Origin of the sequence: Streptomyces sp. NPDC002232 (assembly GCF_042890295.1) — a bacterium.
Taxonomy (GTDB): domain Bacteria; phylum Actinomycetota; class Actinomycetes; order Streptomycetales; family Streptomycetaceae; genus Streptomyces.
Genome location: NZ_JBIARV010000003.1, coordinates 129,971 through 151,773 on the forward strand (window position 1 = coordinate 129,971; position 21,803 = coordinate 151,773).

Annotated in this window: 24 protein-coding genes and 1 riboswitch; of the genes, 12 read left to right on the forward strand and 12 right to left on the reverse strand. The window is 73.2% G+C overall.

Annotated features, from left to right (window positions below):
- Positions 1-82 precede the first annotated feature (82 nt).
- Both ACFYXU_RS13215 and bioB read right to left on the reverse strand, forming a co-directional pair.
- Positions 83-1,381, reverse strand: a complete 1,299-nt coding sequence (locus tag ACFYXU_RS13215) for an adenosylmethionine--8-amino-7-oxononanoate transaminase (protein WP_389457699.1) — start codon at positions 1,379-1,381, stop codon at positions 83-85.
- Positions 1,374-2,582 carry a biotin synthase BioB gene (bioB, locus tag ACFYXU_RS13220; protein ID WP_389457701.1) on the reverse strand — a complete coding sequence of 403 codons (1,209 nt, stop codon included), beginning with the start codon at positions 2,580-2,582 and terminating at the stop codon, positions 1,374-1,376. Before bioB ends, ACFYXU_RS13215 begins: the two co-directional genes overlap by 8 nt.
- 143 nt (positions 2,583-2,725) lie before the next feature.
- On the opposite strand from bioB, the gene ACFYXU_RS13225 reads away from it, so the two are divergent.
- A complete protein-coding gene (locus ACFYXU_RS13225) occupies positions 2,726-3,904 on the forward strand; it encodes an 8-amino-7-oxononanoate synthase (RefSeq protein WP_389457703.1) in 1,179 nt (392 codons plus the stop codon).
- 169 nt (positions 3,905-4,073) lie between these two features.
- The gene (locus ACFYXU_RS13230) at positions 4,074-4,511 is read left to right on the forward strand and encodes an ATP-binding protein (RefSeq protein WP_389457705.1); all 438 of its coding nucleotides are present in this window, start codon (positions 4,074-4,076) and stop codon (positions 4,509-4,511) included.
- 63 nt (positions 4,512-4,574) lie between these two features.
- Here ACFYXU_RS13230 and ACFYXU_RS13235 read toward each other — a convergent pair whose 3' ends face one another.
- From ACFYXU_RS13235 to ACFYXU_RS13245, 3 genes are all read right to left on the reverse strand, one after another.
- Positions 4,575-5,051, reverse strand: a complete 477-nt coding sequence (locus ACFYXU_RS13235) for a C40 family peptidase (RefSeq protein ID WP_329852323.1) — start codon at positions 5,049-5,051, stop codon at positions 4,575-4,577.
- A 3-nt stretch (positions 5,052-5,054) separates the two neighbouring features.
- Positions 5,055-5,261: riboswitch (cyclic di-AMP (ydaO/yuaA leader) on the reverse strand.
- 315 nt (positions 5,262-5,576) lie between these two features.
- Entirely contained in the window at positions 5,577-5,882 is a 306-nt protein-coding gene (locus ACFYXU_RS13240; protein ID WP_361401114.1) for a hypothetical protein, read from the reverse strand.
- A gap of 7 nt (positions 5,883-5,889) precedes the next feature.
- Positions 5,890-6,507 (reverse strand): ATP-dependent Clp protease proteolytic subunit, encoded by a 618-nt coding sequence (locus tag ACFYXU_RS13245; RefSeq protein ID WP_389457707.1) that lies wholly within the window; start codon positions 6,505-6,507, stop codon positions 5,890-5,892.
- Positions 6,508-6,570: 63 nt separating this feature from the next.
- On the opposite strand from ACFYXU_RS13245, the gene ACFYXU_RS13250 reads away from it, so the two are divergent.
- Positions 6,571-6,849, forward strand: a complete 279-nt coding sequence (locus ACFYXU_RS13250) for a type II toxin-antitoxin system Phd/YefM family antitoxin (protein WP_376509547.1) — start codon at positions 6,571-6,573, stop codon at positions 6,847-6,849.
- A 232-nt stretch (positions 6,850-7,081) separates the two neighbouring features.
- Here ACFYXU_RS13250 and ACFYXU_RS13255 read toward each other — a convergent pair whose 3' ends face one another.
- Positions 7,082-8,089: an ABC transporter permease gene (locus ACFYXU_RS13255; RefSeq protein ID WP_389457709.1), complete on the reverse strand. Its 1,008-nt coding sequence runs from the start codon at positions 8,087-8,089 to the stop codon at positions 7,082-7,084.
- A 105-nt stretch (positions 8,090-8,194) separates the two neighbouring features.
- Here ACFYXU_RS13255 and ACFYXU_RS13260 point away from each other — a divergent pair, with 105 nt between their 5' ends.
- The 8 genes from ACFYXU_RS13260 to ACFYXU_RS13295 all read left to right on the forward strand — a co-directional run bounded on the left by ACFYXU_RS13260 (position 8,195) and on the right by ACFYXU_RS13295 (position 15,264).
- Positions 8,195-8,833 carry a TetR/AcrR family transcriptional regulator gene (locus ACFYXU_RS13260; RefSeq protein ID WP_376509551.1) on the forward strand — a complete coding sequence of 213 codons (639 nt, stop codon included), beginning with the start codon at positions 8,195-8,197 and terminating at the stop codon, positions 8,831-8,833.
- Between the two features lie 157 nt (positions 8,834-8,990).
- On the forward strand, positions 8,991-9,293 hold the full coding sequence (locus ACFYXU_RS13265) for an urease subunit gamma (protein WP_033201785.1): 303 nt from the start codon (positions 8,991-8,993) through the stop codon (positions 9,291-9,293).
- 14 nt (positions 9,294-9,307) lie between these two features.
- Positions 9,308-9,694 carry an urease subunit beta gene (locus tag ACFYXU_RS13270; RefSeq protein ID WP_384569223.1) on the forward strand — a complete coding sequence of 129 codons (387 nt, stop codon included), beginning with the start codon at positions 9,308-9,310 and terminating at the stop codon, positions 9,692-9,694.
- Positions 9,687-11,408 (forward strand): urease subunit alpha, encoded by a 1,722-nt coding sequence (locus ACFYXU_RS13275; protein ID WP_361401131.1) that lies wholly within the window; start codon positions 9,687-9,689, stop codon positions 11,406-11,408. Before ACFYXU_RS13270 ends, ACFYXU_RS13275 begins: the two co-directional genes overlap by 8 nt.
- Positions 11,408-12,070 carry an urease accessory protein UreF gene (locus tag ACFYXU_RS13280; protein ID WP_376509556.1) on the forward strand — a complete coding sequence of 221 codons (663 nt, stop codon included), beginning with the start codon at positions 11,408-11,410 and terminating at the stop codon, positions 12,068-12,070. The genes ACFYXU_RS13275 and ACFYXU_RS13280 overlap by 1 nt, the downstream gene beginning before the upstream one ends.
- A 56-nt stretch (positions 12,071-12,126) precedes the next feature.
- A complete protein-coding gene (gene ureG, locus ACFYXU_RS13285) occupies positions 12,127-12,804 on the forward strand; it encodes an urease accessory protein UreG (protein WP_389457712.1) in 678 nt (225 codons plus the stop codon).
- Positions 12,801-13,544 carry an urease accessory protein UreD gene (locus ACFYXU_RS13290; protein ID WP_389457714.1) on the forward strand — a complete coding sequence of 248 codons (744 nt, stop codon included), beginning with the start codon at positions 12,801-12,803 and terminating at the stop codon, positions 13,542-13,544. The genes ureG and ACFYXU_RS13290 overlap by 4 nt, the downstream gene beginning before the upstream one ends.
- 142 nt (positions 13,545-13,686) lie before the next feature.
- Positions 13,687-15,264, forward strand: a complete 1,578-nt coding sequence (locus ACFYXU_RS13295; protein WP_376509558.1) for an alpha/beta hydrolase — start codon at positions 13,687-13,689, stop codon at positions 15,262-15,264.
- A gap of 136 nt (positions 15,265-15,400) precedes the next feature.
- Here the strand turns inward: ACFYXU_RS13295 and ACFYXU_RS13300 are convergent, their stop codons facing one another.
- The gene (locus tag ACFYXU_RS13300; RefSeq protein ID WP_389408980.1) at positions 15,401-16,435 is read right to left on the reverse strand and encodes an NAD-dependent epimerase/dehydratase family protein; all 1,035 of its coding nucleotides are present in this window, start codon (positions 16,433-16,435) and stop codon (positions 15,401-15,403) included.
- 85 nt (positions 16,436-16,520) lie between these two features.
- Positions 16,521-17,219 carry a lysophospholipid acyltransferase family protein gene (locus tag ACFYXU_RS13305; RefSeq protein ID WP_376509668.1) on the reverse strand — a complete coding sequence of 233 codons (699 nt, stop codon included), beginning with the start codon at positions 17,217-17,219 and terminating at the stop codon, positions 16,521-16,523.
- A 78-nt stretch (positions 17,220-17,297) separates the two neighbouring features.
- Here ACFYXU_RS13305 and ACFYXU_RS13310 point away from each other — a divergent pair, with 78 nt between their 5' ends.
- Positions 17,298-18,332, forward strand: coding sequence for a DUF3048 domain-containing protein (locus tag ACFYXU_RS13310; protein WP_389457716.1), 1,035 nt, complete (start codon positions 17,298-17,300; stop codon positions 18,330-18,332).
- 63 nt (positions 18,333-18,395) lie between these two features.
- Here ACFYXU_RS13310 and ACFYXU_RS13315 read toward each other — a convergent pair whose 3' ends face one another.
- From ACFYXU_RS13315 to ACFYXU_RS13330, 4 genes are all read right to left on the reverse strand, one after another.
- Complete coding sequence (locus tag ACFYXU_RS13315) at positions 18,396-18,602, reverse strand: hypothetical protein (protein WP_329852431.1); 207 nt, start codon at positions 18,600-18,602, stop codon at positions 18,396-18,398.
- Between the two features lie 223 nt (positions 18,603-18,825).
- Positions 18,826-19,776, reverse strand: coding sequence for a cytochrome c oxidase assembly protein (locus ACFYXU_RS13320; RefSeq protein ID WP_329852341.1), 951 nt, complete (start codon positions 19,774-19,776; stop codon positions 18,826-18,828).
- Positions 19,777-19,878: 102 nt separating this feature from the next.
- A complete protein-coding gene (locus tag ACFYXU_RS13325; RefSeq protein ID WP_189803858.1) occupies positions 19,879-20,904 on the reverse strand; it encodes a 6-phosphofructokinase in 1,026 nt (341 codons plus the stop codon).
- A gap of 158 nt (positions 20,905-21,062) precedes the next feature.
- Positions 21,063-21,791, reverse strand: coding sequence for a glutamine amidotransferase (locus tag ACFYXU_RS13330; RefSeq protein ID WP_329852344.1), 729 nt, complete (start codon positions 21,789-21,791; stop codon positions 21,063-21,065).
- Between the last annotated feature and the right edge of the window lie 12 nt (positions 21,792-21,803).

Genomic DNA, 21,803 nt, shown 5'->3' on the forward strand with positions numbered 1-21,803 from the left:
GCGGCTCTCACGGAAGCACGGGGCGCCCGGGCGGGACCGCGCCGACGGGGGCGCGGTCCCGTAGGCGCGGTCCCGTCCGGGGTCAGCCCTCCGCCGCGGCCGCCCGCACCGCGGCGCAGATCCGGGCCAGGTCCTCGTCGCCGGTCACGTACGGCGGCATCGTGTAGATCAGGTCGCGGAAGGGACGCAGCCACACGCCCTCCCGGACCGCCGCGCGCGTCGCCGCCGCCATGTCGACCTCGTGGTCGAGCTGGACGACGCCGATCGCGCCGAGCACCCGCACCTCGCGGACGCCCGGGAGACCGGCCGCCGGGGCGAGCCCGTCCCGCAGACCGGTCTCGATCCGCTTGACCTCGACCTGCCAGTCCTGGGAGAGCAGCAGGTCGATCGAGGCGAGGGCGACCGACGACGCCAGCGGATTGCCCATGAACGTCGGCCCGTGCGCCAGGACGGGGACCTCGCCGCGCGAGATCCCGTCGGCCACCCGGCCGGTGCAGAGCGTCGCCGCCATCGACAGGTATCCGCCGGTCAGCGCCTTCCCCACGCACATCACGTCGGGGGAGACCCCGGCCTGGTCGGCCGCGAAGAGCGTGCCCGTCCGGCCGAAACCGGTCGCGATCTCGTCGAAGACCAGCAGCACGTCGTGCGCGTCGCAGGCCTCGCGCAGCACCCGCAGGTACGCCGGGTCGTGGAAGCGCATCCCGCCCGCGCCCTGCACGACCGGCTCCACGATCACCGCGGCCAGCTCGTGCGCGTGCTCGGCGATCCGGGCCCGCAGCAGCTCCGCGTACGACTCCTCGTACGCGGCGGGCGGCGCGTCCACGAAGACCTGCCGCTGGAGCACCCCCGTCCACAGCTCGTGCATCCCGCCCTCCGGGTCGCACACGGACATCGGCTGCCAGGTGTCCCCGTGGTAGCCGCCGCGCCAGGTGAGGAGCCGCTGCTTCCCTGGGCGGCCCAGGGACCGCCAGTACTGAAGGCACATCTTGGCCGCGACCTCGACGGAGACCGAACCCGAGTCGCTGAGGAAGACGTGCCGCAGCGGCTCCGGGGTGATCTCCACGAGCCGGGCGGCGAGCCGGACGGCGGGCTCGTGGGTGAGTCCGCCGAACATGACGTGGCTCATCCGCTCCAGCTGGCCGCTCACCGCGTCGTTGAGCACGGGGTGGTTGTAGCCGTGGACGGCCGACCACCACGAGGACATGCCGTCGATCAACTCGGTCCGGCCCTCGGCGGGTTCGGCGAGCCGGAGCCGCACCCCGGACGCGGACGCGACGACCAGCGGCTCCGACCGGCCCGGCATGGGGCCGTACGGATGCCAGACGTGCGCCCGGTCCAGGGCGAGGAGTTCGCCGGTGCCGAGGGGGCCGCCGTCAGGCATTCGGCGCGAGATCCGTGCCGGCGCCCCGGCGGCGCACGGCCACCAGGTCGGTGCGGGCCTCGCTCGCGGCGGGCGCCGCCGGAGCGGCGTGGCCGCCGCACGGGCCGCAGCCGCCGCCCTCCTCGCCGTGCCCGCCGCAGCCGGCCGAGGCCTCGGAGCCGCAGCCGCCCGCCGCGCCGGCCGCCGCGAGGGCGTCCGCGCGGTGCTTCGGCAGCGTGGTCGTGCCCGCGCCCTCCACCTCGAAGCCCGCGTCCGCGATCATGTCCAGGTCGGCCTGGCCGGCCTGGCCCTCGCTGGTCAGGTAGTCGCCGAGGAAGATCGAGTTCGCGATGTTCAGCGCCAGCGGCTGCATCGAGCGCAGGTGCACCTCACGGCCGCCCGCGATCCGCACCTCGACGTCGGGGCAGACGAACCGGACCATCGCGAGGATCCGCAGGCAGCGCTGCGGGGTGAGGTTCCACTCCTTGGCGAGCGGGGTGCCCTCGAAGGGGATCAGGAAGTTGACCGGCACCGAGTCGGAGTCGAGCTCGCGCAGCGCGTAGACGACGTCGACCAGGTCCTCGTCGGTCTCGCCCATGCCCGCGATCAGACCCGAGCAGGCCGACAGACCGGCGGCGTGCGCCTTCTGCACCGTGTCCACCCGGTCGGCGTACGTGTGGGTCTTGGTGATGCCCTCGTACGTCGCCTCGGAGGTGTTCAGGTTGTGGTTGTACGCGTCGGCGCCGGCCTCCCGAAGCCGCTCCGCCTGGCCGTCCGAGAGCAGACCGAGGCAGGCGCACACCTCGACGCCCTCGTTCTGCTCCTTGATCGCCGCGATCGTCTTCCCGACACGATCCACGTCCCGGTCCGTCGGACCGCGGCCGCTGGCCACCAGGCAGACCCGCTTCGCGCCGCCCGCGACACCCGCCGCCGCGGCCTGCGAGGCCTCGTCCGGCTTCAGCCACGTGTACTTGAGGATCTCGGCCTTCGAACCGAGCCGCTGCGAGCAGTACGAGCAGTCCTCGGGACAGAGACCGGACTTCAGGTTGACCAGGTAGTTGAGCTTGACCCGGCGCCCGAACCACTGACGGCGCACCTTCCCGGCCGCCGCCACCACATCGAGCAGTTCGTCGTCGGAGGTCGCCAGGACGGCGAGCGCTTCTTCACGGGTCGGCAGCTCGCGCCGCAGCCCCTTCTCCACCAGTGTGTTCAGGAGGTCCATAACCCGAGATCCTTGCCTACCGCCCGCCCCCGGGCCAAGGAGGATCTGAACAAACGCCCCCGATCGAGGTGTGTGGATGACCACATCCCGACCTCGGCCACCTGCGGTTAGGGTCTGTGCGCTGCCTACAAAAGGATCGCCGCATGCCACGGGACGACGACGCGCGGGCCGCGGGCCCGCGCCGCACCGCCTTCGACTGGACCGACGCCGAGGCGCGCCGCCGGACCGAGGCCGGGCTCGTGCGGACGCTGCGGCCCCGCGCGGCCGAGTCGGACCTCCTGGACCTGGCGGGCAACGACTACCTCGGCCTCACCCGCCGGCCCGAGGTCACCGAGGCGGCGGCCGAGGCGGCGAGGCGCTGGGGCGCCGGGGCCACCGGCTCGCGGCTCGTCACCGGCACCACCCGGCTGCACACCCGTCTGGAGCGCGAACTCGCCGACTTCTGCGGCTTCGAGGCGGCCCTCGTCTTCTCCTCCGGCTACACCGCGAACCTCGCCGCGCTCACCGCGCTCGGGGGCCGGGACGCCCTGATCGTCTCCGACGCCTCCAACCACGCCTCGATCGTCGACGGCTGCCGCCTCGCGCGCGCCGAGACCGCCGTCGTCCCGCACACCGACCCGGAGGCCGTCGCCAAGACCCTGGACGCCCACCCGGGGCGCCGGGCGCTGGTCGTCAGCGACTCCGTCTTCTCCGTCGACGGCGACAGGGCCCCGCTGCGTGAGCTCGCCGACGCCTGCCGCGCGCACGGCGCCGGACTGGTCGTCGACGACGCGCACGGCTTCGGCGTCCTGGGCGACGGCGGGCGCGGGGCCCCGCACGAGGCCGGGCTCGCGGGCGACGCGGACGTCGTCGCCACCCTGACCCTGTCGAAGTCCCTCGGCAGCCAGGGCGGCGCCGTCCTCGGCCCGGCCCGGGTGATCGAACACCTGGTCAACGCGGCGCGCACCTTCATCTTCGACACCGGGCTCGCCCCGGCCGCCGCGGGCGGCGCGCTCGCCAGCCTGCGTCTCATCGCCGCCGAGCCGGACCTCGCCGGGCGGGCACGTGCGGTCGCCACCACCCTGCACCGGCTGCTCACGGGGGCCGGGCTCACCGCCGCGCGGCCCGACGCTGCCGTCGTCTCGGTCCACGCGCCCTCCCCGGAGGCGGCGCTGCGCTGGGCTGCGGACTGCCGCGAACAGGGCCTCGCGGTGGGCTGCTTCCGGCCCCCGTCCGTCCCGGACGGCATCTCGCGGCTGCGCCTCACGGCGCGGGCCGATCTGTCGGACGCGGAGATCGGGCGCGCGGTGGAGACGATCCTGCGGACCGCGCCGACCGTCTGACATCCCGTCGGGATTCCCAAGCTCGTTCATCGGCAGCAGAGTTCACCGCATCGGGCGACAGATGGGACATATCTTGGTGGAACGCCCGCCGGAGCGGCAGGATCGGTGGGACTCTGACGCGAAGCGCGATCCGGGGCCGAAGCCCCGGCGGGAAAGGGACAGCGTCGCCATGGCAGACCATCAGGAAGCATCCGTCACGCTGCCGAGCGACCCGGCGTCGGTGTCCACGGCCCGGCGCTATGTCGCCGAGGTCCTCGACGGGTGGGGCCTCGACGATGCCGACGACCTGGTGGACGCGATCCGTCTGATGGTCTCGGAGCTGGCGACGAACGCGGTCGTGCACACCTTCGGCCAGTCGCCGACCTTCACGGTCGACGTCCGCCTGGAGCGCGAGGAGCGGCTGCACATCGGGGTCACGGACAGCCACCCCCGGTGGCCCCGCCGGCTCCCGGCGGCGGTCCAGCAGGACAACGGGCGGGGCATGGTCATCATCCGGTCCCTGGCCGCCGAGGCGGGCGGCCGGCTCTCGGTCACTCCGACCGAGGAGGGCGGCAAGACGGTCTGGGTCACCCTCCCGTGGATCCGGGCGGCCGCCTCGTACGCCTGACGCCCCGGTCCCGGGGTGCGGCGGCGCCACCGCACCCCGGGACCGCTCAGTGCCCGGCGGGCCTCATCGGACGCGGCCGTAGGAGACCTTCGACGTCCAGATCTTGTCGAGCTTCACCCAGGATCCCGTCTTGGGCGAGTGCCAGATCTTGCCGCTTCCGGCGTAGATGCCCACGTGGTAGACGCTCCCGCCCGAGTGGAAGAAGACCAGGTCCCCCTTCTGTCTGCCGGACGCGGAGATGTGCCGGGTCTTGTTGTACTGCTGCTGCGCGGTGCGGGGCAGCGACTTGCCCGCCTTCTTGTACGCGTAGAGCGTCAGACCGGAGCAGTCGAACCTCGTGGGTCCGGAGCTTCCGTACCGGTACGGAGCCCCCTTCTTGGACGCGGCGACGCTCAGTGCCTTGTTCGCGTATGTCGTGGCTGCCTGGGCCTCCGACGCCGCACCCGGTGCGAGCATCGTGCCGCCGACGGCGGCGAGGGTGAGAGCCGAGACGGCTCCGGCCCGGGACAGCAGGGACGGGACGTGCATCTGCGCAGTCATGCGCAACCCTTCGTCAGCCGCCTGCGAAGGATGACCTGTCGGGTTCGGGCTGGCGAAGATGCCCGGCCGCGGCTGCGGCTTCACCCCAAGGGACGTCCTCGCTGCGGAAACAGCGCGTACGTCCCGTACTGCTCGGGTCCTCCACTCCTGCCGATCCACTCCTGTCGACCAGACATCCGGGACAGCGGCAGGACTCGGCGTCCGCCCGGACCGCCCCGCCTCGGATGGCGGGGGCTTGTCGTCGACAGGGATCTTGACCCACAACGAGGGTGAAATCCGAGCTGAAACGGCGATATGTGAGGCTCCTCACGACTGATCCATTCAGGTGGACAGGCAGCTTTCGTGATCGTCGGAGGGGTCGCCGACGAGCCCCGCACCAGCAACGGAATGACTGGTTCCGCCAGATGCGTACACCTGTTGTGCAACTCACCCCGCACATTTGTCGACTCGTCGACTACGCCGAACGGGGGAGCGATTCCGCTCCCTCTGTCGGCCGTCCGGACCTCGACACGACATGCCGGAATGTCAACTCGCACGCGGGTCCGGGACGGTGACGCGACCGGTCCGGCGCTCTCCGTCCAAGACCCGTAGGGCGCGCGCCAGGGTGTCCGCGTGCACCTCGCTCTCGCCCCGCGCGTGCATGAGCGTCAGGGCCTCGCGCAGCGCCACCGCGCGTCCCACCAGGGCCTGAGCCGCCCTCAGCGCCCCGTAGGTGTGGGTGCTCCTGGACGGGTTGATCTTCCCCAGGAGGTCGACGACTTCGAGGTAGGCGTCGACCAACTCGCCCTCGGCCCGGGTCAGTGCGGGCAGCGGCGGCGGCTCGGGCACCACGGCCGGCTCACCACGCCGCGCCGGCGTCGCGCCGGCTCGTGATCACCTGGTCCACCAGGCCGTACGCGACGGCCGCCGGGGCGTCCAGGACGGTGAGGCGGTCGATGTCGGCGTCGATCCGCTCCCGGCTCCGCCCGGTGTACTCGGTGAGCATCCCGGCCACCAGTGCGCGCTGCCGCAGCAACTCGCGCGCGTGGATGTCCAGGTCGCTCGGCTGCCCCTGGAGGGGTTCGTCCATGGCCGGCTGACGGAGCGTGACACGGGCGCCGGGGAGGGCGAGCCGCTTGCCGGGGGTGCCGGCGGCGAGCAGGACGGCGGCCGTGGACGCGGCCTGGCCCAGACAGGTGGTCGCCACGTCGCAGGAGAGCGTCCGCATCGTGTCGTGGACGGCGGTCATGGAGCTGATCGAGCCGCCGGGGGAGTTGATGTAGAACGCGATGTCCTGGCCGGGGGCCGCGTGGTCGAGGTACAGGAACTGGGCGATCACGTCGTTCGCCGAGGCCTCGTTGATCGGCGTGCCGAGGAAGACGATCCGGCCTTCGAGGAGCTTCGAGTACGGGTCGAGGGTGCGGGTTCCGTAGGAGGTCCGCTCCGTGAACTCGGGCAGGACGTAGCGGGCGTGCATGGCTGAGCACCTCCAGCTCTCTGTAAAAAATGTACAGGACGTACAGGCCGTAAGATGAGGAGCATGACCTACGAGATCCCGGTGACGCAAGCGCGGGCAGAGCTCGCGGACCTCATCAACCGCGTCGTCTACGGAGGGGAACGCGTCGTCGTCACCCGCCACGGGAAGCCGCTCGTCGCCCTGGTGTCCGCCGCTGACCTGGAGGAACTGGAGGCGGCCGAGAAACCGACCGACGAGCAGGTGGTCCGATCGCTCTCCACGTTCCGCCCGGTCGACTCCGCTCCGGGCGAACAGCACCGCTTCGGCATCGCCGCCCACCATCGCGACCCCGGGGCCTCCTGACCGGTCCCTGTTCGGCGCATCGCACCCGGAGCCCCCCCGGCGGGTCCCGGATGTTCCTGACGGGTCCAGGAGGCTCCTGACCGGTCCCGAAGCACTGTCACCGGTCCCCGGTTTCGGTCCGGGGCATGAAGAAGCCGCGCACCCCCGTCCGCTACAGCGGGGGTACGCGGCCGTCCTGAGGGCGTCCGCCGGTCGCGTCGGACCGGCGGGGCCACGCCTTCGGGCGCGGGGCTCAGCCCGCCGTGGCCGGTGCGGGGACCCGCTCCGGCGCGGGAGCCGCGTCCGGGCGGCGCCGCCGGGCGCCCAGCGCCGTCGCGGCCAGACCCGCCGCCGCCCACAGCGCGAGGACCAGGACGGGGCGGCCCGCAGCCGCGCCGTCGAAGGCGGACACCGACCGCAGGGCCGAGCCCGCGGCGCCCGGGGGCAGCAACTGGCCGAGCGCGCCCACGCCGGTGGGCAGCAGCTCCGGCGCGCTCGTCATCCCCGAGAACGCGTTGCCGAGCAGGATCGTCAGGGCGGCGCCGAGTCCGAAGCCGGGCTTCCCCAGCAGCGTGGCGAGCCCCGCGAAGACCGAGCCGATCGCCAGGACGGTCAGTCCGAGGACGCCGGCCTCGGCCCACCAGGCGCCGGTCAGCGCGCCGAGCCAGCTGTCGGCGAGTGCCGCGCCCACCAGTCCCGCGAGGGCCGACGCCCCCACCAGGGCCGCGGCGGCGCGCCCGCCACCGAGGCCGAGCAGGACGGTGACGACGCCCGTGGCCGCCCCGACGAGGGCCAGCGGCAGCAGGCTGGCGCCGAGCACGGCGCCGCGCGGGTCGCCCGCCGGGGCCGCGACCACGTCCGTCACCGTCACCGGCGCCCCGGGCGGGGCCTGTCCGGCCACGGCGTCCCGCAGCAGCCCCGCCACGACGGGGCTGCCCGCCGAGGCCGTCAGGAGCTCCGTACCGCCCGGGGTGACGACCACCGCTCCGTATACGTCGCGGTCCTCGATCGCGGCCCGGGCGGCGGCGGCGTCCGCGTAACGGTGGATCTCGAAGGCGCCGTCGTGCTCCCCGAGCTTCCGCTCCACCGCGTCGGCCGCGGACGCGGGTCCGGCCACGCCGATCGGCAGGTCGCGGGGGGCGATGCGCGCGGCGGGCCAGGCGAAGACCGCGAGGACCAGGGCCGCGACGACCGGTATCAGCACGAGGACCGCGAGGGCTCTGCGCCCCGGGGCGGCCGAGGGGGCGGTGGCGGCGGACATGACGGCCTCGATTCAAAGAGAAGGATCGTTCGTTTTGCAACGGCCCCAGGGTGCGCCGCTCTCCGGAAGTTGTCAAGAATGAACATTCGTTTTAGATTCGGCCCCATGGCACGTGTCTCCCAGGAACACCTCGACGCCCGGCGGCGCCAGATCCTCGACGGCGCCGCGCGCTGCTTCGCGCGCAACGGCTTCCACGCCACGTCCATGCAGGACGTGCTCGCGGAGGTGGGGCTGTCCGCGGGTGCGGTCTACCGCTACTTCCGCGGCAAGGAGGAGCTGATCGGGGCCATCGCGACCGAGGCCTTCACCTCGATCCGGAGCGCCTTCGAGGAGGCCTCCCGCGCCACGCCGCCGCCCACCCCCGACGTCCTCCTCGGCGCGGTCCTCCGGCTCGTCCTGGAGGAGCGGGTCGAGGGCGCCGACCGGCAGGCCTTCGCCCGCCTGATCATCCAGGTGTGGACCGAGACCCTGCGCAACGAGGAGCTGGCCGTGACCCTCGTCGAGGGGTACGAGGGCATGCGGGCCGCGTGGACGCGGCTCGTGACCGTCTATCGGGAGAGCGGCCTGCTGCGGGCCGACGTCCCTTCCGACCATGTGGCACGGACCCTCATCGCCACCGCCCAGGGCTTCATCGCCCAGCAGGCGCTCTTCGGCGACGTGGCCGTCGAGGTCCTGGAGGACGGACTGCGTGGCCTGATGTCGATGTCCGGACCGGAGGACCCCCTTCCGGTAGCACGATCATGAGATCGCAAAGCCGGAGTTAACCAGCCGGAAAAACTTCCGCCCTAACGTGCAATGTCTGGCCGCGTACCGCATCTTCGCAGTTCAACAAAGTGTTGACGGTCGGTAGGGTCCGCAGCTGTCCGGGTGCCGTCCCGGTCGACGACTGTGAGGTGGAAGAGTGCAACTGAGCCCGCACGAGCAGGAGCGCCTGCTCATCCATGTGGCGGCCGACGTGGCCGAGAAGCGCCGGGCCCGCGGTGTGCGGCTCAACCACCCCGAGGCCGTCGCGCTCCTCACGTCCCACATCCTGGAAGGCGCCCGGGACGGGCGCACCGTCGCCGAGCTGATGGCCTCCGGCCGCAAGGTGCTCACCCGCGACGAGGTCATGGACGGCATCCCGGAGATGATCCACGACGTCCAGGTCGAGGCGACGTTCCCGGACGGCACCAAGCTCGTCACCGTCCACGACCCCATCGTCTGAACGGGCGCCCGCCGATGATCCCCGGAGAGATCCTGTACGCGGACGGCCCCGTCGCCCTCAACGAGGGCCGCCCCGTCACCCGCCTGACCGTGCTCAACGCCGCCGACCGGCCCGTCCAGGTCGGCTCCCACTACCACTTCGCCGAGGTCAACCCCGGCCTGGAGTTCGACCGCGCCACCGCCCGCGGGCTGCGGCTGCACATCGCCGCCGGCACCGCCGTCCGCTTCGAGCCCGGCATCCCCGTCGAGGTCGAACTGGTGCCGATCGCCGGCCGCCGGATCGTCCCCGGACTGCGCGGCGAGACCGCCGGCCCCCTCGACGCCCCCGGAGCCGCCCACGCGCCCGCGTCCTCCGCCACCACCGACACCACCGAGCAGGACAAGGACGGCGACCGTGCCTGACCTCCACCGCGCCGTCTACGCCGACCTGTTCGGCCCCACCACCGGCGACCGCGTCCGGCTCGCCGACACCGACCTCCTCGTCGAGATCGAGGAGGACCGCTGCGGCGGTCCCGGCCGCGCCGGCGAGGAAGCCGTCTTCGGCGGCGGCAAGGTCGTCCGCGAGTCCATGGGCCAGGCCCGCACCACCCGCGCCGAGGGCGCCCCCGACACCGTCATCACCGGCGCCGTGGTCATCGACCACTGGGGCGTCGTCAAGGCGGACATCGGCATACGGGACGGCCGGATCACCGCGCTCGGTAAGGCCGGCAACCCCGACACCATGGACGGGGTCCACCCCGACCTCGTCATCGGCCCCGAGACCGAGATCATCGTCGGCAACGGCCGCATCGTCACCGCCGGAGCCGTCGACACCCACGTCCACTTCATCTCGCCGACCGTCGTCGAGCAGGCCCTCGCCACCGGTGTGACCACCCTGGTCGGCGGCGGCACCGGACCGGCCGAGGGCACCAAGGCGACCACGATCACGCCCGGACCCTGGCACATGGCCCGGATGTTCGAGGCCCTGGACACCTTCCCCGTCAACATCGGCCTGCTCGGCAAGGGCAACACGATGTCCCGGGAGGCGATGCACTCCCAGCTGCGCGGCGGCGCGCTCGGCTTCAAGATCCACGAGGACTGGGGCGCCACCCCCGCCGTGATCGACGCCTGCCTGAGCGTCTGCGAGGAGACGGGCGCCCAGCTCGCCATCCACACCGACACCCTGAACGAGGCGGGCTTCGTCGGCGACACCCTCGCCGCCATCGCCGGACGCACCATCCACGCGTACCACACCGAGGGCGCCGGCGGCGGGCACGCCCCCGACATCATCACCGTCGTCTCCGAGCCGCACGTGCTGCCCAGCTCGACCAACCCGACCCGGCCGCACACCGTCAACACCATCGAGGAACACCTCGACATGCTGATGGTCTGCCACCACCTCAACCCGGCCGTCCCCGAGGACCTCGCCTTCGCCGAGTCCCGCATCCGGCCCTCCACCATCGCCGCCGAGGACGTCCTCCACGACCTGGGGGCCATCTCGATCATCTCCTCCGACTCGCAGGCCATGGGCCGCATCGGCGAGGTGATCATGCGGACCTGGCAGACCGCCCACGTCATGAAGAAGCGCCGCGGCGCCCTGCCCGGCGACGGCGCCGCCGACAACCACCGGGCCCGCCGCTACGTCGCCAAGTACACGATCAACCCGGCCGTCGCCCAGGGCATGGGCCACCTCGTCGGCTCGGTCGAACCCGGCAAGCTGGCGGACCTGGTCCTCTGGGAGCCCGCCTTCTTCGGCGTGAAGCCGCTCGTCGTCGTCAAGGGCGGCCAGATCGCGTACGCGCAGATGGGCGACGCCAACGCCTCCATCCCCACCCCGCAACCGGTGCTGCCCCGCCCGATGTTCGGCGCCCTCGGCCGCGCCGCGGCGGCCGGCTCGGTCAACTTCGTCGCCCAGGCCGCGATCGAGGACGACCTGCCCCGGAAGCTGGGCGTGCACAAGGAGTTCACCCCCATCGGCTCCACCCGGCGGGTCACCAAGGCCGACATGCGGGAGAACGACGCCCTGCCCCGGGTCGAGGTCGACGCCGACACCTTCTCGGTCAGCATCGACGGCGAGCCGGTCGAACCGGCCCCCGCCGCCGAACTGCCCATGGCCCAGCGTTACTTCCTCTTCTGATGTCGCGCGCCACCCTCCTCGTGCTCGCCGACGGGCGCTTCCCCGCCGGCGGGCACGCCCACTCCGGCGGCGCCGAGGCCGCCGTCCGCGCCGGCCGCATCGGGGACGCCGCCGGCCTGGAGTCCTTCTGCCGCGGCCGCCTGCACACCACGGGCCTCAGCTCGGCGGCGCTCGCCGCCGGGGCCGCGCACGGACTCGACCCGTACGAGCTCGACGCGGCGGCCGACGCCCGCACCCCCTCACCGGCCCTGCGCGCGGCCGCCCGCAGACTCGGCCGACAGTTGATGCGGGCCGCCCGTGCCACCTGGCCGAGCGCCGAACTCGACGCCCTCGCCGCCGCGTTCCCGCGCGGCGCGCACCAGCCCGTCGTCCTGGGCACCGCCGCCCGCGCCGCCGGGCTCGCCCCCGAGGACGCGGCCCACTGCGTCGCGTACGAGACCGTCGGCGGACCGGCCACGGCCGTCGTGCGGCTGCTCGGCCTCGACCCCTACCAGGCCACCGCCGTCCTCGCCCGTCTCGCACCCGAGATGGACCGGGTGGCCGAGCGGGCCGCCTCGGCCGCCCGGGAGGGGATCGACGCCCTGCCCGCCGCCTCGGCGCCGCTGCTCGACCTCATGGCCGAACAGCACGCGGCCTGGCCCGTCCGCCTCTTCGCGTCCTGAGCCGCGCGCCCGCGTACCGGCCACCCGACCGCCCTCCGAACCTCCTGGAGCCCACCATGCACCTCGACCACGCCCACACCCACCACGGCGCCGTCTCCGCCGACGCCCACCGCCCCGACGGCATCCGCCGCGCGCTGCGCATCGGGCTCGGCGGACCGGTCGGCTCCGGCAAGACCGCCACCGTCGCCGCCCTCTGCCGCGACCTGCGCGACACCCTGTCCCTCGCCGTCGTCACCAACGACATCTACACCCGGGAGGACGCGGAGTTCCTGCTCCGCAACGCCGTCCTGCCGCCCGAGCGCATCCAGGCCGTGGAGACCGGCGCCTGCCCGCACACCGCCATCCGCGACGACATCTCCGCCAACCTGGAGGCCGTCGAGGATCTGGAGGACTCCGTCGGGCCGCTCGACCTCATCCTCGTCGAGTCCGGCGGCGACAACCTCACCGCCACCTTCTCCCGGGGGCTCGTCGACGCCCAGATCTTCGTCATCGACGTGGCCGGCGGCGACGACATCCCGCGCAAGGGCGGCCCCGGCGTCACCACCGCCGACCTCCTCGTCATCAATAAGACCGATCTCGCCCCGCACGTCGGCTCCGACCTGGAGCGGATGGCCCACGACGCCAGGGCGCAGCGCGGCGACCTGCCCGTCGCCTTCACCTCCCTGCGGGGCGAGAACGGCGTCGCGCCCGTCGCCGACTGGGTCCGCGCACAGCTCGCAGCGTGGACCGCGTGAGCCTGCGCGCCACCGCCCGGATCGCCGCCGACGCCGACGGCGGACTGCCCCTCCTGGTGAGCGACGGGCCCCTCGCCCTGCGTCGCACCCGGGCCGCCGGACCGTACACCCGGGTCACCGTCGTCGGGGCGATGAGCGCCCCGCTCGGCGGCGACCGGCTCGCGATCGAGACCGAGGTACGGGACGGGGCCCGGCTCCAGGTCGACTCGGCCGCCGCCACCCTCGCCCTGCCCGGCCGGACCACCGACCCCGCCGCGTACGACGTCCGCGTCCGGGTCGGCGAGGGAGCGGTGCTGCGCTGGCTGCCGGAGCAGCTCGTCTCCGCCGCCGGCTCGCACCTGCGGATGCGCACCACCGTCGACCTCGCGGCCACGGCGCGGCTGGTCCTCCGCGAGGAGCTGGTCCTCGGCCGGCACGGAGAGCTCTCCGGCACCCTCACCAGCCGCCTCACCGTCCGCCGGGCCGGCCGCCCGCTGCTCGACCAGGAGCTGGCCTTCGGACCCGGCGCCCCGGACGGCTGGGACGGCGGAGCGGTCCTCGGCGGGCACGGGGCCACCGGCCAACTCCTCGTCGTCGACCCCGCGTTCACCGAGAAGCCGGTGGAGACGCGGCTGTACGGGGAGAACGCGGTGGTCGCGCCGCTCGCCGGCCCCGCCGCCCTCGTCACCGCCGTCGCCCCGGACGCGCTCGCGCTGCGCCGCGTCCTCGACGAGGCGCTCGCCGGACTCGTCCCGTTCTGACCTGCTCCGCGCGTTCACCGCTCAGCGGTACACCGCTCACCGGTTATTGGTTCGGCAAAGAAACAGGTGTTCGCCCTTTCATCGCGAGCCCCAAGAGCGAAAGGATCCCCCGGACACACAGACTCCTTCTGGGGGAGGACCATTGAGACGCACAGCAGTGCTCGGCTCGGCCGGCACTCTGATAGCGGGCACGCTCATGGCGACCGCGCTCGCGGCGCCCACGGCCGGTGCCGCCACCAGCCACGACCGGGACGACGAGGCGCGCGGCGCGGCCGTGGCCGCCGCCCGGGCCGCCCAGGCCGGCATCGACTGGCAGGACTGTCCGGCCGACTGGGGCCTGGAGAAGCCGATCCAGTGCGGCTGGGTCACGGTCCCGGTCGACTACGCCAAGCCCAACGGCAAGAAGATCAAGCTCGCGGTGGACCGGGCCACGTCCACCGGCACCCCGGCCGAGCGCCAGGGCGCGCTGCTCTACAACCCGGGCGGCCCCGGCGGCTCCGGCCTGCGCTTCCCGCGCCGGGTCACCACCAAGAGCGCGCTCTGGGTGAACACGGCGAAGGCGTACGACTTCGTGGGCTTCGACCCGCGCGGCGTCGGCCACTCGGCGCCCATCTCCTGCGTCGACCCGACCGAGTTCGTCAAGGGCCCGAAGGCCGACCCGGTCCCGGACAGCACGGCGGACAAGCTGGCCCAGCGCAAGCTGGCCGCCGCGTACGCCAAGGGCTGCGCGGAGAAGAGCGGCGACATGCTGCCGCACATGACGACCCGCAACACCGCGCGTGACCTCGACGTCATCCGGGCCGCGCTCGGCGAGAAGAAGCTCAACTTCATCGGCGTCTCCTACGGCACCTACCTGGGCGCCGTCTACGGCACGCTGTACCCGGACCACGTCCGTCGCATGATCGTCGACAGCGTGGTCAACCCGGCGAAGAGCAACATCTGGTACCAGGCCAACCTGGAGCAGGACATCGCCTTCGAGGGTCGCCTCAAGGACTGGATGAACTGGGTCGCCCAGAACGACGCCACCTACCACCTCGGCGACACCCTGGCGAAGGTCCAGCAGCAGTGGGTGACCCTGCGCGCCGCCGCCAAGAAGGCGCCCCTGGGCGGCAAGGTCGGACCGGCCGAGCTCATCGGCTTCTTCCAGAGCGCCCCGTACTACGACTCCTCGTGGGCCCCCGTCGCCCAGGCCTGGAGCGCGTACGCCGCCGGTGACCCGCAGCCGCTCATCGACGGCGCCGCCGCCGACCTCACCGACACCGCGGGCAACATCGCGTCGGAGAACGGCAACGCCGTCTACACCGCCGTCGAGTGCGCCGACGCGCCCTGGCCGACGAGCTGGAAGAAGTGGGACCGGGACAACTCCCGCCTCCACGCCCAGTACCCGTTCATGACCTGGGCGAACGCCTGGATGAACCTGCCGTGCGCCACCTGGTCCGCTCCTTCGCAGAAGCCGACCCAGGTCAAGACCGGCAAGGGCCTGCCGCCCGTGCTCATCGTCCAGTCCGAGCGGGACGCGGCCACGCCGTACGTCGGCGCGGTCGAGCTGCACAAGCGCTTCAAGGGCTCGCGTCTCATCACCGAGAAGGGTGCGGGTTCGCACGGCGTCACCGGTCTGGTGAACCCCTGCATCAACCCGAAGGTCGAGACGTACCTGCTGACGGGCAAGGTCGACGCGACGGACCAGGTGTGCGCCCCGCACGCCACTCCGAAGCCGTGACACCTCCCGTGACCGGGTGAGGGAGGGGCGGGCCGTCCGACGGCCCGCCCCTCTCGCCGTCAGCTCTCGCCGTCAGCTCTCGCCGTCAGCTCTCGCCGTCAGCTCTCGCCGTCAGCTTCGCTGTCCGCTTCCGCCGTCAGCGGGAGGCCAGCCAGGCGTCCTCGGCCGCGTAGTCGAACCAGTCCTGCCCGTACCCGGCGAGCTTCGGGAACGCCTCCAGCCAGTCCCGCCCCGAGAGCCGCTCCGCCAGCCACTCCACCGTCGCCGGCAGCGACTCGGCGTACCCCACCACCGGTCGGTAGCCCAACTCCCGCTCCGCGGCCGTCATGTCGTACACGATCGGCGCGTCCAGGCCCCACGGCGTCTGACCCACGATGCCCACGGGCGGCGGCCCGTCCACGAGCACCAGCTCGCTCTCCACCCCCACGACCGCGTCGACGGCGGCGGCGATCTCCGCGACGGTCGGCGCCTCCCCGTCCGCCGCGTTCAGCACCCGGGTGCCGGGCCGGGCCGCCGCGAGCCGGATCAGCTCGGCCAGGTTGTCCACGTGCGCCGGATGGAACCGCGACGCCCCGCCGTACGCGAGCACCCGCACCGGACGGCGGTCGAGGGACCGCTTCACGAAGAACAGCTCGCGCGGCGACCGGCAGTGCGGCCCGTGGATCGCCCCCGCCCGCAGCAGCGTCGTCGGCAGCCGCTCACCGGCCTCCGTCAGCCCCCGCTCCAGGGCGATCTTCCGGGTGCCGTACGTGCCGTCGCCCGGGGCCACCGTCGCCAGCGACTCGGAGATCGGCACCGGATAGCGCGGAAAGCCGTCCGGCCGGTCCTGGGTGTCGAAGCTGCGCCCCTCCTCGTCCTCGTACACGGCCCCGCTGGAGATCACCACCGCGGAGCCGATCCGGTCGGCGAGCCCGGTCAGCTGGGCGGCGTGCCCGGCGTCGTACGCCACCATGTCCACCAGCACGTCGGTGCCCTCGCCGAGGGCCCGCGCCAGCGCGCCCTCCTCGTCCCGGTCGAGGCGGACCGGCCGCACCTCCTCGGGCCAGCCACCGTCCCCGGCGCCGCCCCGGGAGGCGGCCGTCACCTCCCAGCCGTCCGCGACGAGCGCCCGCACGGCCGCCCGCCCCACCTGTCCCGTCGCACCCAGCACGAACGCGTTTCCCTTGGTCATGCAGGCGACGCTAGAGGTGCGCGGGGCGGTGGCCCAGAGGATTGCGCCGTGCGCGGATCCGCCCTGGGCGTCACCCGCCCGGGAACTATTCCGCCCCGGCCGTCCCGTCGGGCTCCGCGGCCTTCACCACCGCCGCGTACTCGTCCACGTACTCCTGGCCCGACAGGCGCAGGATCTCGTACATGATTTCGTCGGTCACCGCGCGGACCACGGTCTTCTCCCCGGCCGACCCCGCGAAGCGGGAGAAGTCCAGCGGCTCCCCGAACCGGATCGTCACCCTGCGGATCTTCGGCACCTTCTTCCCCGGCGGCTGGATCTCGAAGGTCCCCACCATCGCGCAGGGCACCACCGGGACCCCGGCGGTCAGCGCCATCACCGCGACGCCCACCTTGCCCTTGTACATCCGCCCGTCGGGCGAGCGCGTCCCCTCGGGGTAGATCCCGAGCAGCTCGCCCCGCCCGAGGACGCCGAGCCCCTCCCGGATCGCGGCCTTCCCGGCCTCCTTCCCCGACCGGTCCACCGGGATCTGCCCGGCGGCCCGGAAGAAGGCGGCCGTCAGCCGGCCCTTGAGACCCGGCCCCGTGAAGTACTCCTGCTTCGCGAGGAAGGTGATCCGCCGGTCGAGCACCACCGGCATCAGGAAGTGGTCCGAGAAGGAGAGGTGGTTGCCCGCCACGATCGCGGCCCCGTCCTCCGGGATGTGTTCGAGCCCTTCGATCCGCGGCCGGAACAGCAGCCTGAGGAGCGGTCCGAGCAGGACGTGCTTCATCAGCTGGTAGAACACGCGTGACCCCCGTTCGACATCCGTCACGCCCGTTGTATCCCCCCGCGGGCCCGTGGTCCACTGGTGGGGGAGCGTCACATGACGGGCGAGCGCGGGGCCAGACGCCCCGGCCGCGTCCTCACCGCGCTGGTGTGCGCGGTGGCGGCGGCCGGGCTGTACGGCTGCTCCGGCACCGGCTCGCAGGAGCCGAGCCCCACGCCGACGACCACGCCCGCCACGCCGCCCCCCTCCACGAGCCCCGCGGCGCCCACCACGCCCGCGGGCCTCTCGCCCTTCACGGGTCTCCCCGCGCGGCCCGCCCCCGTCCTGGCCGTCAAGATCGACAACGTCGCGGCGGCCCGGCCGCACACCGGCCTCGGGGCGGCCGACCTCGTCTACGTCGAGCAGGTCGAGGGCGGTGTGACCCGGCTGCTCGCCGTCTACTCCTCGCACCTCCCCGCCCTCACCGGACCCGTCCGCAGCGCCCGCGAGTCCGACATCGCGCTGCTCGGCAACTTCGGCCGCCCGGCCCTCGCCTACTCCGGAGCCCAGTCCGCCCTGAACCCGCTGCTCCGGGCCGCGCCCCTCGACCTCGTCAGCGAGGGCACCACCCCCGGGGCCTTCCTGCGCTCGGCCGACCGGCCCGCCCCGCACAACCTCTACGTGCGTCCCGGCCGGGCGCTCGCCGCCGCCCCCGGGGCCGACGACGCCCGGGACATCGGCTTCCGCTTCGGGCCGGCCCCGTCCGGCGGCACCGCCGTCACCACCTCGACCGTCCGCTTCCCGGCCGCCCGCTACACCTTCACCTGGTCCGCCGCCGACCGTGCCTGGAGGGTCGCCATGGACGGCCGCCCGGCCCGCGCCACGGACACCGGCCCGCTCACCCCGGAGACGGTCGTCGTCCAGCGCGTCACGGTCCGGCCCTCCCGGTTCCACGACCGGCTGGGCTCGGTCTCCCCGTACAGCGAGACCGTGGGCCGGGGCACCGCGCTCGTCCTGCGGGACGGCCGCGCGTACGAGGCCCGCTGGACGCGGCCCTCGGTCTCGTCGGGCACCACGTTCACCACCCCGGACGGGGCTCCCCTCCCGTTCGCCACGGGCCAGGTCTGGATCGTCCTGGCCCCGCGCTCCTAGGGCGTTCCCCGTCGACCGGGCCGGGCTCGCGCAGTCCGGCCCGATCGGGCCGACCGGAGCGGATCAGGGGCCCGTGCGTCCCGGCGGCCGGGGGCGCGGAGGGGACTGCGGTACGGCGCTGTCCGCCGCCGCCATCCCGATCGTCGCCACGACCAGCACCACCAGGCCGAACCAGAGCCAGCCGCTGCTGCCGAGCGCCACCGTGTAGCCCGTCGTCAGCAGCAGCGCGGCGCAGGTGAGCACCGTCATCGTCTTCGTGGGACCGGACATCAGCCCGCCTCCTCCCGACCGGGGCGACCGGGGCCGCGGAAGCCGTCCAGCCCATCGTGACCCCGGGAGAGGGGCGCGCGCTACTCCCCGGACGCTCCGGCGTGCGCCGGATGTCCGCCCCGGGGGGCGTGCACCGCGTGCGGCGTCGTCGGGGCGGAGACGCGAACCGGGTCCGGCGCCGCGAGCGGCACCGGACCCGGGGCGGTCCGTGGGGGAGCGGGCGTCAGCGGCTCCGGGCCCGGAGCGAGGCCAGATACGCGTTGTACGCCTCCAGCTCCTTGTCGCCGTCCCGGTCGGCGGCCCGGTCCTTGCGGACCGCCTGCCGCTGCTCGGAGTGGTACCACTGATAGACCAGGGCGATCAGGACGAGGACCGACGGGATCTCGCTGAACGCCCAGGCGATGCCGCCCGCCGCGTTCTGGTCGGCGAGGGCGTCGATCCCGAGCGACGCCGGCGGGTTCTTGTACGCGTCCACCAGCGGCTGCGTCGCCATCATCATCGCGATGCCGAAGAACGCGTGGAACGGCATCCCCGCGAACAGCTCCAGCATCCGCATCACGTACCCCGGCCGGTGCGGGCCCGGGTCCACGCCCATGATCGGCCAGAAGAAGACCAGGCCCACCATCAGGAAGTGCACCATCATGCCGATGTGACCGGCCTTCGAGCCCATCAGGAAGTCGAAGAGCGGCGAGAAGTACAGCCCGTAGAGGCTCGCGATGAACAGGGAGATCGTGAACGCCGGGTGCGTGATCACCCGCAGGTACCGGCTGTGCAGCAGCTTCAGGAGCAGCTCGCGCGGCCCCGTCGAGCCCCGGCCCGCGACCGGCAGGGCCCGCAGCGCCAGGGTGACCGGCGCGCCGAGCAGCAGCAGGATCGGCGACAGCATGGAGATCACCATGTGCTGCACCATGTGCACGCTGAACATGACCATGCCGTAGTCGTTGAGCTTGGTGCACATCATGAGCGCGACCGACAGCACGCCGACGGTGAACAGCACGGTCCGGCCCACCGGCCACGCGTCACCGCGCCGCCGCAGTCGCACCACGCCCCACCCGTACAGACCGAGCGCCGCCAGGCAGCCGACCAGGAAGAAGAGGTCGGGAGAGAACTCCAGGCCCCGCCCCAGCGTGAACGGCGGCAGATCCGTGGTCATGCCGTGCCCGCTGTGATCCATCCGTACACTCCTGGAGCCCGATTCGCGCTTGTTGTCCGCACCAGACTAGAACCGCCCCCGGCCGCGACTGCGACCGGGGGCGGTTGTGAGGTGCGGGGCGCGTCAGAGCACGCACTCGGCCTCGGCGTACCGGTCCGCCGGAACCGTCTTGAGGGTCTCCACCGCCTGGGCCAGCGGGACCATCGTGATCTCCGTGCCGCGCAGCGCGGTCAGCATGCCGAACTCGCCGCGGTGCGCCGCCTCCACCGCGTGCCAGCCGAAGCGGGTCGCGAGGACGCGGTCGTACGCGGTGGGCGTGCCGCCGCGCTGGACGTGACCGAGGATGACCGGCCGGGCCTCCTTGCCGAGGCGCCGCTCCAGCTCGGCGGAGAGCTGGTTCGCGATGCCGGTGAAGCGCTCGTGGCCGTAGATGTCGGTGCCGGCGGTCTTGAAGTCCATCGAACCCTCACGCGGCTTCGCGCCCTCGGCGACGACCACGATCGCGAACCGCTTGCCCGCCTCGAAGCGCTCGCCGACCCGGGAGGTCAGCTCGTCGATGTCGAAGGGGCGCTCGGGGACGACCACGGCGTGGGCGCCGGCGGCCATGCCGGAGTGCAGCGCTATCCAGCCGGTGTGGCGGCCCATGACCTCGACGACGAGGACGCGCTGGTGCGACTCGGCGGTGGTCTTCAGCCGGTCGAGGGCCTCGGTGGCGACGGTCACGGCCGTGTCGAAGCCGAAGGTGACGTCGGTGGAGGCGATGTCGTTGTCGATCGTCTTCGGCACGCCGACGATCGGGAGCCCCGCCTCGGAGAGCAGGTTGGCCGCCTTGAGGGTGCCCTCGCCGCCGATCGGGATGATGGCGTCGAGGCCGAGGTCGGCCACGTGGCCCTTGGCGCGCTCGACGCCGCCGACCAGATGCGCGGGCTGGACCCGCGAGGAGCCGAGGATGGTGCCGCCCCGGGCCAGGATGCCGCCGACCGCGTCGAGATCGAGCTTGCGGTAGTCGCACTCCAGGAGGCCCTTCCACCCGTCGTGGAAGCCGATGACCTCGTCGCCGTGGTCGACGACGGCGCGGTGCACGACGGAACGGATGACAGCGTTCAGACCGGGGCAGTCTCCGCCGGAGGTGAGCACGCCAATGCGCATAGCCCAAAAACCTTTGCAACGTGGGCCGACTCCCGGACCACGTCGTCCGGCTGGATCCCCGCCACCCTATCGCCGCAGGGTGGCGGGGCCGAACCGGATGTCCGCACAGTGGACAACGTACGTTCGTACGAGTGACCGCCGGCGGGGCGCGGACCGGCTCAGGCGGGCTGGGTCGCCGCCGCGATGCGCTCGGCGCGCAGCGCCTCGTACCACCGGTCGTCGGTGGGCGGCAGCGCGTTCACGTCGAGGGCCAGCTTCAGGAGCAGGTCCGCGATCTGCGGGTTGCGCGCCATGACGGGGCCGTGCATGTACGTGCCGAAGACGGTGTCGTTGTACGCGCCCTCGGTGCCGTCGCCGGTCCCGTTGCCCTTGCCGAAGACGGTCCGGGCGAACGGCCGGGCCGTCGGGCCGAGGTGGGTGATGCCCTGGTGGTTCTCGAAGCCGGTCAGCTGGGGCAGGCCCAGGCGCGGGTCGATGTCCCCGAGGACGTCGCCGACGCAGCGGGCGCCCTCGCCGCGGGTCGTGGTGACGTCGAGCAGGCCGAGGCCGGGCTGCCGCTCGCCGACGTCGTTGACGAACTCGTGGCCCAGGATCTGGTAGCCGGCGCAGACCGAGAAGATGATCGCGCCGTTGGAGGCGGCCCGGGACAGGCCGCCGTCGCGCAGGAGCCGCTCGGCCGCGAGCCGCTGCGGACGGTCCTCGCCGCCGCCGATCAGGTAGATGTCGCCGGAGGTCGGCACCGGCTGGTCGCTGCGGACGTCGACGCGCTCGACGTGGAGACGGCGCTGTTCGGCGCGGCGCTGGACGACGAGGACGTTGCCCTGGTCGCCGTAGGTGCTGAGCAGGTCGGGGTAGACCCAGACCAGGCGCAGGCTGCTGTCAGTCATGCTGCATGTCCT